Here is a 13,561-nt window from a genome sequence, read left to right on the forward strand (position 1 = left end):
ACCACTTCTCGCCGTTGATGACCCACGCGTCGCCGTCGCGCACGGCGTGGGTCTTGAACAGGTTGGGGTCCGAACCGCCCTGCGGTTCGGTCATCGAGTACGCCGAGAACATGTCCTGGTTCAGCAGCGGTTCCAGCCAGCGCTTCTTCTGCTCCTCGGTGCCGAAGGCGGCGAGCATCTCGATGTTCCCGGTGTCGGGTGCGGCGGCGCCGAACATCTGCGGCGCCCCCGTGTAGCGGCCGATGACCTCGTTCAGCAGTCCGAGCTTGAGCTGGCCGAAGCCGGGACCGCCGAGTTCCTCGTCGAGGAAGATCGCCCACAGCCCCTGACCCTTGATCTGCTGCTGCAGCCCGCGGACGTAGGCCTTCACGCGTGGATCGGGCGAACGGACGGCATAGGGGAAGACGAACTCGAGCGGTTCGACCTCCTCCTTGCAGAACTCCTCGACCCAGTCGAGCTTCTTCTGGAAATCCGGATCAGTCGAGAAGTCCCATGCCACGTCTTAGGATTCTGCCCCACGCGCCTGAACCAGGGCGTCGACTGCCACAACGCCGTGTGAAGTCGCGATCACCGGATTGGCCTCGACCGCGTCCACCGCGTCGCGAATCTCCATCGCCATCTGCGAGAACGCCACGATGACCTGCACCAGTGCGTCGATGTCGACGGCGGGTGCGCCGCGCCACCCGGCCAGCAGCGGACGGATGCGCAGGCCGTCGAGCAGGCGCCCGGCGTCCGCGGCCGACACCGGCGGGCACGCCACCACCCGGTCGGCGAGCAACTCCACCAGAGTGCCGCCCGCCGCGACGACCAGCAGCGGCCCGAAGGCGGGGTCGCGCACAATCCCGACCGACACTTCCACGCCGGGCGAGACCATCGGCTCGACGGTCACCGCGGGCCCCAGCGCATCGGCCATCACCGCATATGCGCGTCTCAGTGACTTGCCGTCGGCGATATCGAGCACCACGCCGCCGACATCGCTCTTGTGCACGGCGGCAACGGTTTTCAGGGCGACCGGATATCCGACGGCGTCGGCCGCTTGCAACGCCGCATCGACGGAGTCGGCGGCGCGGACGTCGACCACCGGCACGCCGTAGTCGGCAAGCAGCTCGAAGGACTGCACACCGCCGGAGATTCGGGTGGCCCACCGCGCCTGTCGCACAGGGTCCACGTCGATTTCGGACTTGTCGACGGGCAGCGGCCAGCGTGCGAGGTGCGACAGCGCGGCCAGGCCGCTTCGAGCACCTTCCAAGACCGGAATCCCGCTGTTCCGCAGCCGTTCCGCGGTGGACGAATCGATCGCCGACGCCACCGATGCCATCACCGCGATCGGCGCGCCGGTGTGCTTGGCGACGTCGGTGACCGCATCGGCGTAGGCGGTGTCACCGTCGAACTCGGTGACCAGGTCGACGGCGAGCGCGGTCACCGCGACGGCCGGGTCGTCGACCATCGCGCTCAGGCAGGCACCGAAGAGGCTTCTGGTGTCGGCGCCGGTGCCCCACACGTCTAGTGGGTTGGTGGCGGCCAGCCCGTCGTCGAGCATGCCGCCGATGGTGGCCAGCGTGTCCGGGGCGAGGTCGGCGAACTCCACGCCAAGGTCGTGCGCAAGGTCGGCGACCAATGCCCGCTCGGCTCCCGAATCATGCACCGTGGCAATGCCTCCCGGCCTGGCCCGGCGGCCGGCGGAGAATAGTTCGAGCGTGTCGCTGAACTCAGCGAGGTCGCTGACGTGTACCGCGCCGGTCGCCGCGCAGAACGCGTCCCATGCGGCCCGCTCCCCGGCCAGCGCGCCCGAGTGCGCGGCCACCATGGTCCTCCCCCGCGGTGATCCACCGACGGTGAGGATCACGACGGGCACGTCCTGCTCCGCGGCGCGCAGCAGCGTCTTACGCAGTTGCGGCACGGCGCGCGGTGTTTCGAGAAGCAGTCCGACGATGCGCGTTTCGGGGTCGTCGAGCGCGTAGTCGACGTAATCGGCGGTGTCGGTGACGAGTTCCTGACCGGACGACACCGCGAGCCGGAAGCCGAATCCGCGGCGGGCCCGCAACAATGTGGAGAACGCCGAGCCCGAATGGGTGACGAGGCTGACGACACCCTCGGGCATGGGATCCGGCTCCAGGTAGCCCAGCGCCCGCACGCCGATCGCGTTGTTCACGAAGCCCATGCAGCCGGCACCGCACAGCGCCATTCCGGCGTCGGCCGCAATCGCCGTGATCTGGTCCCGCAGCCCGCCGGCGGAGCCGAAGAGCACCGCGGACTTGGCGCCCGCCGCCGCAGCAACGGCCAGCTGATCGGTTAGCGCGGCGTCGGGAACACCGAGCAGCACCACGTCGACGGGCTCGTGCACGTCGGCGATGGACGGCACGCATGCCCGCTCGCCGATGCGGTCGTAGCGAGGGTTCACCAGATAAAAGCGCGCCGAACCCCGTTGTGCCTCAATGATCATGCGGGCGCCGAAGCTGTCCGGCCGCGGGCTGGCGCCGACCAGCGCCATCGACCGCGCCCCGAGCATCGCGGCGACGGAGTTCTTGCTCATCGAGAGCGGCGGAACCGCTTAATGCCCCGCTTCTTGTCGGCGAGCACCGCGCGGGCCGCCTGCCAACCGGGGATGCCGCAGACGCCACCGCCCGCATGCGTGCCGGAGCTGCCGTTGTAGAGCCCGGCGATCGGCGTGCGGTAGTCGGCGTAACCGGGTGCGGGCCGCATGTGGAAGAGCTGCTCCAGCGACAGCTCGCCGTGGAAGATGTTGCCGCCCAACAACCCGTACTCCTGCTCCATCTCATGCGGACCGACGATGTCGCGGTGGGTGATCGACGATTTGAAGCCGGGCGCCACCTGGTCGTAGAGGTCGATGAGCCGGTCGGCGTAGGCGTCCAGCTCTTCGGTGCGCGGCGCCTGGCTCCAGTCGGCCGGAACCCATTGGGTGAACAGCGACATGATGTGCGTGCCATCGGGATTGAGCGTCTTGTCCAGCGTGGTCGGGATGACGCCGTCGCTGAACGGCAGCAGGGCCGGCTTGCCCGAACGGGCATCCTGGAAGGCCGCCTCGATGAACTCGACGCTCGGTGCCATCTCCACCGAGCCGGTGAGGTGCTCGGCCTGTCCCTCGCTGGGGTCGGCGGTGAAATTCGGCAGTTCGCCCAGCGCAAGGTTGATCTTCACGACGCCGCTGCGCGTCTTGTAATGCTCGATGTCGGTCACGAAGTCCTCGGGCAGCTCGGCTCGCGGAATCTGGTCGAGGAAGGCGGTTTTGGGATGCAGCGTGGTCACCACCAGGGGTGCGTGGATCTCGTCGCCGTTGTCCAGCACCGCGCCCTGCACGCGTCCGTTGCGCACCAGCATCCGCTTCACCCTGGCGTTCGTGCGGATCTCGGCGCCGAAACTGCGCGCCGAATTGGCGATGGCCGCCGAGACCCCGCCCATGCCGCCCTCCGGGAAACCCCAGCTGCCCAGCTGGCCATCGCCGACGTCACCGATCGAATGATGGGCCATCACATAGGCGGTGCCCGGCTCGCACGGTCCTGCCCATGTTCCGATGACGCCGTTGACCGCCAGCGCGCCTTTGATTTGCGGTGATTCGAACCAGTCGTCGAGCAGGTCGGAGATGCTCATCGTGAGCAGTCGGGTGACGTCGCCCATCATGCGGGTGGTCATTCCGCGCTGGCTCCAACCCAGTTTGGCCAGCCCGAGCAGATCGCTCGGACGGTGCGAGCCGATGTTGGGCGGTACCTGGGTCAGCAGCGGACCCATCACGTCGGCGATGCCCTCGAGCCATGCGTTCCACTTCGGCCACGTTTCGGCGTCCTTCTTCGACCATCGCGCGAGCTGTTCGTAGGTGCGCGCCGGGTCGTCGTAGATGGTCAGCGACCCGCCCTCGGGAAAGGCCTGGTAGTACGGGCCCATCGGATGCACCTTGTAGCCGTGCCGCGCCAGCTCGAGATCGTTGATGATGGTCGGCGGCATCAGGCTCATGACGTAGGACAGCCGGGTCACCCGCAGATGCGGGGCGTCCTCCCACGGCGCTTCGGTGGTGGCGGCACCGCCCAGCGAGTTGCGGGCTTCCAAGACCAGCGTCCTGGTGCCCGAGCGGGCCAGATATGCCGCGCAGACCAGCCCGTTGTGGCCGCCTCCGATGACGATGGCGTCGTAGTTGTTCGACATGGAGGGCTCCTCTTTGACGCCTCGGGCGAGCGTCTTGACTGACTGTTCAATCTAATCAAGTGTTAGGCTGGAAACAAGTGGCAACGCTGCGACTACGAGGGGGAGCACCACGCCATGGCGGAACCTGCACCGGCGACGGAGAACAACGAACGCCGTCGCATCGAAATGTTGCGCGCAGCGGCGGAGCTGATCTGCGAACGCGGCTTCGGGGACACCCGCATCGCCGACGTCGCTAAGCGCGCCGGGGTCAGCTCGGCGCTGGTCATCTACTACTTCGGCACCCGCGACCGGCTGTTGGTCGATGCGCTGCGCTACTCCGAGGAGTCGGGGTACGAAGCGATGGAGCAGAAGCTCGCCGAGATCTCGTCACTGCGTGATCGACTGTCATTGCTGATCAAGTGGACCTGCGTTCCGGAGGCGGACAACGAAATTCCGGGCGCCTGGGGTTTGTGGTTCGACCTGTGGGCGCAGGCATTTCGGCACGACGAGGTCAAGGCCGGCCGGGTCGAGCTCGATGCGCGCTGGCGGGCCATGATCGTCGGTGCGGTGAAGTCCGCCGACCTGGACACCGACATCGATGTCCGGACGTTCGCGCTGGAGTTCTCCGCGCTCCTCGACGGGTTGTCCATCCAGGTGGCGCTCGACGACCCGGAAGTCGACTCGTCGGTGGCCTATGACATCGCGATGCGGTTCGCCGAACGGGAGCTCAATCTGCCTGCCGAAGAGAAGCCTGCCGTCAAGAAACGGTAAGCGGTGCAAGGTGTTCGGCGACCGGATCGGCGATTACCGCGGCCGAGCTGCGATGCAGGACACGCACCGCATCATGTGTGCACATACAGTTCACCCGTTCACCCGGCCGGTGGCTGACCGACCCGGGCCCGGAGTGGTTCGGCACCTCCACGATGAGCGCGGTCGGCGCTCCCACGTCGACGTGCACCTGGGTGCAGTGACCGAGGTAGACGACCTGCGACACCACACCGGCAATCGCGTTGTGGCCCTGCCCGACCGGCTCGTCGGCGCCCTGTACCGAGATGCGTTCGGGCCTGATGACGATCGCGGCCTCGCCTGTTGTGGCGCCGCCCTCGACCGCCGCCCCGAGACGGGTGTCGAGCGCAGAGCACACCGCCCAACCGTTGCCCGCCTCGAGCACGTCGGCGTCGAAGATGTTGGCAGCGCCCAGGAATCCGGCGACGAACGTCGTTGCCGGTGCGGAGTAGATCTCCTGCGGCGGGCCCACCTGCTCGATGCGACCCTCGGCCAGCACGGCTATCTGGTCGCTCATGGTGAGCGCCTCTTCCTGGTCGTGGGTGACGTACACGAAGGTGATGCCGACCTCGCGCTGCACGGCGCGCAACTCCAGCTGTAACTGCTTGCGCAGCTTGGCATCCAGCGCGCCCAGCGGCTCGTCGAGAAGAAGCACCTTCGGGCGGAGCACCAGTGCCCGCGCCAGCGCGACGCGCTGCTGCTGCCCGCCGGACAGCTGGGCGGGCCGTCGCTTCGCGAACTGGTCCATCCGGGCCAGCTCGAGCGCTTCGCCGACGCGCCTCTTGGTGTCCTCCTTGGAGGTTTTCTGGTATCTGAGGCCGAACGCGACGTTGTCCCACACCGTCATGAACGGGAACAGCGCGTAGGTCTGGAAGACGGTGTTGACCGGCCGCTTGTGCGGCGGATCGCCCGCGACGTCACGGCCGTCGAGTTCGATGCGACCGGAGTCGGGCTTCTCGAAACCGGCGATCATGCGCAGGGTGGTGGTCTTGCCGCAGCCGGACGCGCCGAGCAGCGAATAGAACTGGCCGGCCGGGATGTCGAGGTCGATACCGGTGACCGCCGGCACCCCGTCGAACGACTTCACCAGCGCCTCGAGCCGGATCGCGCCGCCCTTCATCCGGGCCGGCCCGTCAAGGCGCGACCGCCACCGCGGCGTGCCGCGAAATGGAGTCGGCGAACCGGGCGAAATTGGCCGCGAACCGGTCGACATCGTCGCGGTCGTGCTGAACCGACAGCAGCCATTGCTCCACCTTGCCCCAAGGCGGCAGGAATACACCGCCATTGTGCTGCATCAGCCAGTGCAGGTGGCCCAGTCTGGCGTCGATATGCAGGAAGTCGCGGAACTCGCGCACCGGATCGCGGCGGAAGGTCACGCACCCCTTGGCGCCGGCGGTGACGACGTGCCAATCGAATCCGTGTCGCGCGATGGTCGCCTCAAGCGAGGTGCGCAGCCGGGTCGCCAGCTCGTCGAGGTGCGCATACGACTGCGGGGTGAGGACATCGTTGAGCGTCGCCCTGGTCGCCGCCATCGCCAGCGGGTTGCCGTTGAAGGTGCCCACCTGCTCGTAGCGGCCGTCGGCGATCGCCGACATCACCGTCTCGGTGCCGCCGATCGCGGCGACCGAAATACCGCCGCCGAGCGCCTTGGCCAGGCAGACCATGTCGGGCACCACGCCGCTGCGGGCGGTGATTCCGCCGGGCCCCGTGGTGAACCCCGTCTTTACCTCGTCGTAGATCAGGAACGCGCCCTCGCCGTGCAGCAGATCGCGGATGACGGCGAGGTAGCCGTCGTCGGGCGGAATGATGCCCGCGTTCATCATCACCGGCTCGAGGATCATCGCGGCCACCTGGCCGCGGTGTTCGGCGAGCGCCCGCGCCACCGCACCGGTGTCGTTGAACGGCACCACGATGACGAGGTCGCGGATCGCGGCGGGAATCCCGGAGTTCCCCGGCACCGCATTCGGCCGGTCCCGCGGCCCGACCTCGTCGGCCTCGGGCAGGACCGAGACCTGCACCGAGTCGTGGTGGCCGTGATAGCAGCCCTCGACCTTGATGATCAGGTCCCTACCGGTGAGCGCACGGGCCAGGTGGACGGCGTCCATGGTGGCTTCGGTGCCGGAGTTGGCGAATCGCCACAGCGGCAGTTCGAAGCGGCGCGCCAGTTCGCAGGCGATCCAGATGGCGTCCTCGGTCGGTTGCGCGAAATGCGTTCCGCGCCTTACCCGATCGCTTACCGCGGCGACGATGGCCGGATGCGCGTGCCCGGCGATGGCGGCCCCGTATCCGCCGTGCATGTCGACGTAGCAGGTGCCGTCGACGTCGTACACCTTCGAGCCGAGGCCGTGGCTCATCCAGACTGCCTGCGGTTCGGCGATCTGCCAGTTGGACGTGGCCCCGCCTGCGAGGTGCACGCGGGCCTCGGCGATGAGTTCGGAGCTGCGCGGCTGACGCCGCAGAAACACCTGCTCCTCGTCGGAAATCAATTGGTTAACGGTGTCAGCCGCTGTGCCCTCTTTTTCGCCCGACACCACCGACGAAGCCACGGTGAAACCTCCAGTACGGAACGGTTGACTGAGCATTCAGTCTATGCGAGAGTCCTACCAGCGACAAGCCGCGAAATCAACGGGGAGGCCGAGATGCCAGTGCCCAACGGACCACGCCGCAGCCGTCCGAATCGACGACAGTTCCTGACGCGAGCAGCGGTCCTGGCCGCGAGCGCACCGACCTTGGGCGCCTTCCTTGCGGCGTGTTCGAAGTCCGAGCAGTCTTCGTCGGCGCCGAGTATGACGCTTGCCGCGCCGGATCACCCGGTCACATGGGACATCGCCGACGACAACAAACCCATTGCCGACGGCCTCGCGCCGGAGAAGGACGCGACGCTCAAGATCTACAACTACGCCGACTATCTCAGCCCAGAAGCCGTGAAGAGCTTCGAGGACAAGTACGCGACGAAGGTCGAGATCTCCACCTTCAACGACGGCGACGAGGCGATCACCAAACTCCGCAGCGGGGTCGACTTCGACATCTACAACGCCAATTACACCGAAATCAGCCGACTGGTCAACGGTGGGTTGATCCGGCCGCTGAACCACTCCTACATCCCCGACATCAAGAACGTGTGGCCGGGCTTCACAAACCCCTGGTACGACCAGGAATGGCGCTACACCGTGCCGTACACCATCTACACGACCGGTCTGGGCTGGCGCACCGATCAGATACCCGCCGACATCGGAGCTCTGAAGAATCCCTACGACTCGCTTTGGGATCCGGCCTACAAGGGCAAGACGGCGATACTCGACGACTGGCACACCGCGATGGCCATGGTGCTTCTGCGCCAAGGCATTACGGACATCAACACCTCCTCGGAGGCCGACCTCAAGATGGTCGGCGAACAACTCAATGCGCTGGTGAAGGCCACCTCGCCGAAGGTCACCATCACAGGGTACAGCGACCTGCCCGCCGGCCAACTCGGTCTTGCGCAGATGTGGTCGGGCGACATCATCAACGCACAGTCCTACCTGCCCGAGGGCACCGGGCCCGAGATCCTGCGCTACTGGTTCCCGGCGGACGGCAAAGGCATGGTCGACAACGACATGCTGGTGACGCTGCGCGGCGGCAAGAACCCGGTGCTGGCGCACCTGTTCATCAATCACATGCTCGACTCCGACGTGGCGAAGGAGAATTTCTCGGCGATCGGTTACCAGCCGCCACAAAACAACATCACGCCGGATTCACTTGTCAAAGAGGAATTCATCCCCGAGAACCTGCGCAGCGCGATCGTCAAACCCGAGTACTTCGACACCGGCTATCGGTTGTTGGAGCTCGACGCCGCCAACGACGCCGCCTGGCACAACGTCTGGCAGACCTTCAAGGCCGGGGGATCCTAGGCGTCGATGGCTGTCCCGGTAGTCGCGGCACCTTCGCGGTCGGACCGGCTGCGGCGTGAGCGTGCCAGAGGTCCGTGGCCGGTACTGGCTGCGCCCGGAATAGTCTGGCTGGCAGCATTTTTCATCTTCCCGCTCTATGTCGTCCTGTGCATCGTGTTCGGACGGGTCGACCCGATGTTCCGCACGCCGATCCCGGTGTGGAATCCGCTGCAGTGGGATCCGACGCAGTTCAACTACGTGCTCGCTCACATCGGCGGCGCCGACGGCATCTTCGGTCCCGCACTCGTCCGCACCGCCGTGTTCGTGTTCGCTGCCAGCTCGCTGTGCCTACTGATCGCCTTCCCGGTCGCGTACTACGTCGCCCGGCTGTCCGGGAGACGCAAGGGGCTGCTGCTGGCTCTGCTGATCGCGCCGTTCTGGATCAGCTACATGATGCGAATGTTCGCCTGGGTCAACCTCCTTCAGAACGACGGCCTCGTCAACAGGGTGCTGACCTTCGGCGGCTTGTTTTCCGTCGACGTCGACTGGCTGACCGGGCAACCGGTGGTGGTGATCCTCGGCCTGGTGTACGGATACGTGCCCTACATGATCCTGCCGCTCTACGCCGGTCTGGACCGGCTCTCGCAGCCGATGCTCGAAGCGTCGCGCGATCTCGGCGCCGACCGTTTCTCGTCGTTCTGGCGGGTGACGCTGCCGCTGTGCCGGCCGACCGTTCTCGCCGCCGTACTGCTGACCTGCCTGCCGATGCTCGGCGACTACTTCACCAGCGACATGCTCTCGGCTTCGCCCAAGACCGCGATGGTCGGCAACCTGATCAACGACAGCGTGCACGCCCCGGGACGGACCGGCCAGGCGGGCGCCTTCGTCATGCTGGTGTTCCTGGTGGCGTTGCTGCCGATGCTCTACTACATCCGGGTCACGTCACGGCGTGACGAGGTGGCCTCGTGAGGAGCGCGGCCGCGTGGTGGAACGATCCGTGGCGGCCGCCGCGGTTCCTGGTCGGCATCACCGTCGGCTATCTGGTGTGGTCGCTGCTTCCCGTCCTCATCGCGGTGGCGTACTCGTTCAACAACGGCAAGTCCCGCACGACGTGGCAGGGCTTCTCGTTCCGGTGGTACTGGGGCGACGCCACGCTGTCGGTCTGGCACAACGACGCGCTGCACACCGCGCTGTTGCAGACGCTGAAACTGGGGTTGATCGCGACCCTGGTCACCATCCCGCTCGGCACGCTGTTCGCGATCGGTATCGACCGCTGGCGCGGCAGGCTGCCCTCGGGTGCGAACTTCCTGATGCTGCTCTCGTTCGTGCTGCCCGAAGTGCTGCTGGCCGTTGCGTTGCTGTTCGTGATCACCACCGTGGCCGTGCCGATCGAACTCGGAACCACCGCGCAGGTGATCGGCCTTGTCACCTTCCAGGTGTCTTACCCCGCGGTGCTGGTGCGGGCCCGGTTGGCGACGATCGGACCCCAATACGAAGAGGCGGCAATGGATTTGGGTGCCTCGCCGCTGGGCGCGCTGCGCCGGATCATCCTGCCGATGCTGATGCCTGCGATCTTCGCGAGCACGGTCCTGGTCTTCGCCGACGTCATCGACGACTTCGTGCTGGTGCGCTATCTGTCCGGCGACGCCTCGACCGAGCCGGTATCGGTGAAGATCTACAACACCGCGCGCGCCGCGCCGACCCCGGCACTCAACGCGCTGGCGAGCCTTCTTCTGGCGGCCGCCCTTGCTGCGGTCGTCATCGGATTCCTGGTCTATCGGCGCATGACACGCGGCGACGACACGGCCGACCGCGGACTCGGGGGCTTCACAGGAGAGGCGTAGTAGCGACTCACAGGGTGGATGCCTACCCTGGGCGAAGTGCCGGATATCAACCGAAGAACGTTCGTCGGTGGCTCCATCGCGGTCGGCGGGGTGGTGGCGGCGAGCCCACTGATCGCCGGCTGCAGCGAGGACGAACACAGCGACGACGCACAGTCATCGACCGTCCGACTCCGAATCAACGGCGAAGACCGCGAGATCACCGTCGACAACCGCACCTCCCTGCTGGACATGCTGCGCGAACGAGCAGGGCTGACCGGCACGAAGAAGGGCTGCGACCAGGGCGCCTGCGGAGCATGCACGATCCTGCTCGACGGCAGGCGGATCAACTCGTGCCTGACGCTCGCGGCGATGCACGACGGCGCCGAGATCATTACCATCGAAGGCCTCGAACACAACGGCCGGCTGCATCCGTTGCAGCAGGCGTTCATCGACACCGACGCGTTCCAGTGCGGGTACTGCACGTCGGGACAGATTGTCTCCGGCGTCGGCTGCATCTCCGAAGGCCACACCGGCTCACCCGCCGAGATCCGCGAGTGGATGAGCGGCAACATCTGCCGTTGCGGCGCCTACACCAACATCGTGACGGCGGTGGCCAGCGCGGCGCGGGCCACGTAGCGCATGTACCCGTTCCGGTTCACCAAGGCGTCCGACGAGGCGTCGGCATTGACGGCCGCGGTATCCGGCGGCCGCTACATCGCAGGCGGCACCACACTCGTCGACTTGATGCGCGAGACCGTCGAACGACCCGACGCGATCGTCGACATCAACGCGCTGCCCTACCGCGACATCGATTTCCAGCCGTCGCGGCTTCGCATCGGCGCACTGGCCCGGATGTCCGAGGTCGCCGCCCACCCCGTTGTGCGACAACAATTCCCGGTGATTTCGCAGGCGCTGGAGCTCTCGGCCTCGGCGCAGCTGCGCAACATGGCATCGATCGGCGGCAACCTCATGCAGCGTCCGCGCTGTTTGTACTTCCGCGATGTGACCGCGGCGTGCAATCGCCGCAGTCCCGGCGCGGGCTGCTCCGCGATCGGCGGACGCAACCGCACCCACGCCATCCTCGGCACCAGCGACGCCTGCGTAGCCACCCATCCCTCGGACTTGGCGGTCGCACTGGTCGCCCTCGACGCCACCGTGGTGACGCGGGACGGCAACGGCGAGAAGGTGACGCCGATCGCGGACTTCTTCCGTCAGCCGGGCAGTACCCCCGACAAGGAGCACAACCTGCGTACCGGCGCGCTGATCGCCGCGATCGACGTGCCCGTGCGGCCCGAGTCGCGACGGTCGGGGTATCTGAAGGTGCGCGACCGCGAGTCCTACGAGTTCGCGATCGCTTCGGCCGCCGTCGCGCTGGACATCACGGCGGGCATCGTCGCGACCGCCCGGTTGGCCGCGGGCGGCGTCGGCACCGTCCCGTGGCGACTGTCCGCCGTCGAACGCGAGTTGACAGGAAAGCCCGTAACCCCGGATCTGTGGCGAGCTGCGGCCGCCTGCGCGGCAGACGGTGCGAAGCCGCTGTCGGAGAACGGGTTCAAGGTCGAGTTGATCAAACGCACGGTGCAGCGGGCACTGGTTACCGTGGCGGGTATGCCGTGACCAGGCCGCTGCCCGCCGCCTTCGCCACCGGCCAGCCCGTCACCCGGGTCGACGGCAGGCTCAAGGTCACCGGCGCGGCCCGCTACGCCGCCGACAACCCGGTCGACAACATGGTCTACGCCGCGCTGGTGACCAGCACAGTGGCCCGCGGAGCCGTCCACGGTATCGATCCGGGCTCTGCGGCAAGGCATCCCGACGTGCTGCGCGTGCTCACCGACTTCGGCGGGCTGGCACTGCCGTACGACATCAGGGCTGTGTCCTGCTTCGGCCAGCCCGTCGCCGTGGTGGTCGCGACCAGCCTCGAGGCCGCCAACCACGGCGCCTCGCTTGTCAACGTGCGTTACCGGACCGGCCCGCAGCTGACGAATATCGATGCGCCGCAGGCACAAATGAAGCCCGGCAGCAGGACGAAGGACTACGCGCGCGGCGACGCCGACTCCGCGCTGCGCACCGCCGCCGCCGTCACAGATCTGCGCTACTCGATCGAACGCAACAACCACAACCCGATGGAGATTCCGGCCACCGTCGCGCGGTGGGACGGCGACCGGCTAACCGTATGGGACAAGGTGCAGAGCATCAGCTCGGCCCAGCAGGCCTATGCGAAAGCGTTCGGCATACCCGCCGGGAATGTCCGCGTGCTCTCCCCGTTCGTCGGCGGCGCATTCGGAAGTGCCGGGCAGACATGGCCCCACCAGCTGCTGGCCGCGTTCGCGGCCCGCCAGATGCGCAGGCCGGTAAAACTCGCGCTGACCCGGAAGCAGTACTACAGCGGCGTCGGGTTCCGACCGACGAGCAGGCAACGGATGGCCATCGGCGCGGACCGCTCGGGACGCATCGGAGCCATCGTGCACGAGGCACATACCGAGACGTCGCGCTACAACGCCTACGAGGACAACCTGATGAGCGGCGCCAGGTTCCTCTATAGCGCGCCGAACATGCGTTCGACGTATCGCGTTGTGCCGCTTGACATCAACCCGCCCACGTTTATGCGTGGCCCGGGGGCCACGTCGGGCGCCTTCGCCCTGGAATCCGCTGTCGACGACCTCGCGCACCGGCTGTCGATGGACCCGATCGACGTGCGGTTGCGCAACGAACCGCAGCGCGACGAGTCCGAGGGTCTTCCGTTCTCCACCCGCAGGCTGACGGACTGTTTCACGCAGGGCGCCGCCACGTTCGGCTGGTCGCGACGCAATCCGACGCCGCGCTCGATGCGCGACGGCGACCAACTGATCGGTATCGGCACCGCTGCGGCCGTCTACCACACCGCGCGCAGTGAGTGCGCCGCGTTGGCCCGGATCAATGCCGACGGCATCGCGGAAGTGCAGAGCG

General features: G+C 67.1%; 12 protein-coding genes. 7 read left to right on the forward strand and 5 right to left on the reverse strand.

Going from position 1 to position 13,561, the window contains the following annotated elements; genetic code table 11:
- The 3 genes from QOC76_RS00005 to QOC76_RS00015 all read right to left on the reverse strand — a co-directional run.
- The coding region (locus tag QOC76_RS00005) for an acyl-CoA dehydrogenase family protein (RefSeq protein WP_526352873.1) at nucleotides 1-499 on the reverse strand (499 nt) is incomplete at its 3' end.
- A 3-nt stretch (nucleotides 500-502) separates the two neighbouring features.
- The gene (locus QOC76_RS00010; protein ID WP_526352875.1) at nucleotides 503-2,533 is read right to left on the reverse strand and encodes an acetate--CoA ligase family protein; all 2,031 of its coding nucleotides are present in this window, start codon (nucleotides 2,531-2,533) and stop codon (nucleotides 503-505) included.
- Nucleotides 2,530-4,158, reverse strand: coding sequence for a phytoene desaturase family protein (locus tag QOC76_RS00015; protein ID WP_526352877.1), 1,629 nt, complete (start codon nucleotides 4,156-4,158; stop codon nucleotides 2,530-2,532). Before QOC76_RS00015 ends, QOC76_RS00010 begins: the two co-directional genes overlap by 4 nt.
- A gap of 114 nt (nucleotides 4,159-4,272) precedes the next feature.
- On the opposite strand from QOC76_RS00015, the gene QOC76_RS00020 reads away from it, so the two are divergent.
- The gene (locus QOC76_RS00020) at nucleotides 4,273-4,908 is read left to right on the forward strand and encodes a TetR/AcrR family transcriptional regulator (protein ID WP_526352879.1); all 636 of its coding nucleotides are present in this window, start codon (nucleotides 4,273-4,275) and stop codon (nucleotides 4,906-4,908) included.
- Here QOC76_RS00020 and QOC76_RS00025 read toward each other — a convergent pair.
- On the reverse strand, nucleotides 4,895-6,043 hold the full coding sequence (locus QOC76_RS00025; protein WP_526352881.1) for an ABC transporter ATP-binding protein: 1,149 nt from the start codon (nucleotides 6,041-6,043) through the stop codon (nucleotides 4,895-4,897). The genes QOC76_RS00020 and QOC76_RS00025 overlap by 14 nt on opposite strands.
- Nucleotides 6,044-6,056: 13 nt before the next feature.
- Nucleotides 6,057-7,469 (reverse strand): aspartate aminotransferase family protein, encoded by a 1,413-nt coding sequence (locus QOC76_RS00030; protein ID WP_526352883.1) that lies wholly within the window; start codon nucleotides 7,467-7,469, stop codon nucleotides 6,057-6,059.
- 93 nt (nucleotides 7,470-7,562) lie between these two features.
- Between QOC76_RS00030 and QOC76_RS00035 the strand changes: the two genes are divergently transcribed.
- From QOC76_RS00035 to QOC76_RS00060, 6 genes are all read left to right on the forward strand, one after another.
- A complete protein-coding gene (locus tag QOC76_RS00035) occupies nucleotides 7,563-8,813 on the forward strand; it encodes a polyamine ABC transporter substrate-binding protein (RefSeq protein ID WP_526352885.1) in 1,251 nt (416 codons plus the stop codon).
- A gap of 6 nt (nucleotides 8,814-8,819) precedes the next feature.
- On the forward strand, nucleotides 8,820-9,761 hold the full coding sequence (locus QOC76_RS00040; RefSeq protein WP_526352887.1) for an ABC transporter permease: 942 nt from the start codon (nucleotides 8,820-8,822) through the stop codon (nucleotides 9,759-9,761).
- Nucleotides 9,758-10,636: an ABC transporter permease gene (locus tag QOC76_RS00045; RefSeq protein ID WP_526352889.1), complete on the forward strand. Its 879-nt coding sequence runs from the start codon at nucleotides 9,758-9,760 to the stop codon at nucleotides 10,634-10,636. Before QOC76_RS00040 ends, QOC76_RS00045 begins: the two co-directional genes overlap by 4 nt.
- 45 nt (nucleotides 10,637-10,681) lie before the next feature.
- Nucleotides 10,682-11,251, forward strand: a complete 570-nt coding sequence (locus QOC76_RS00050) for a (2Fe-2S)-binding protein (RefSeq protein WP_526352895.1) — start codon at nucleotides 10,682-10,684, stop codon at nucleotides 11,249-11,251.
- 3 nt (nucleotides 11,252-11,254) lie between these two features.
- Nucleotides 11,255-12,232, forward strand: coding sequence for an FAD binding domain-containing protein (locus tag QOC76_RS00055; protein ID WP_526352891.1), 978 nt, complete (start codon nucleotides 11,255-11,257; stop codon nucleotides 12,230-12,232).
- Nucleotides 12,229-13,561, forward strand: a 1,333-nt coding sequence (locus QOC76_RS00060) for a xanthine dehydrogenase family protein molybdopterin-binding subunit (protein ID WP_526352893.1), incomplete at its 3' end; no start/stop codon positions are given. The genes QOC76_RS00055 and QOC76_RS00060, both read left to right, overlap by 4 nt.

The sequence above is a fragment of the Mycobacterium sp. genome, assembly GCF_032159565.1.
Classification (GTDB): domain Bacteria; phylum Actinomycetota; class Actinomycetes; order Mycobacteriales; family Mycobacteriaceae; genus Mycobacterium.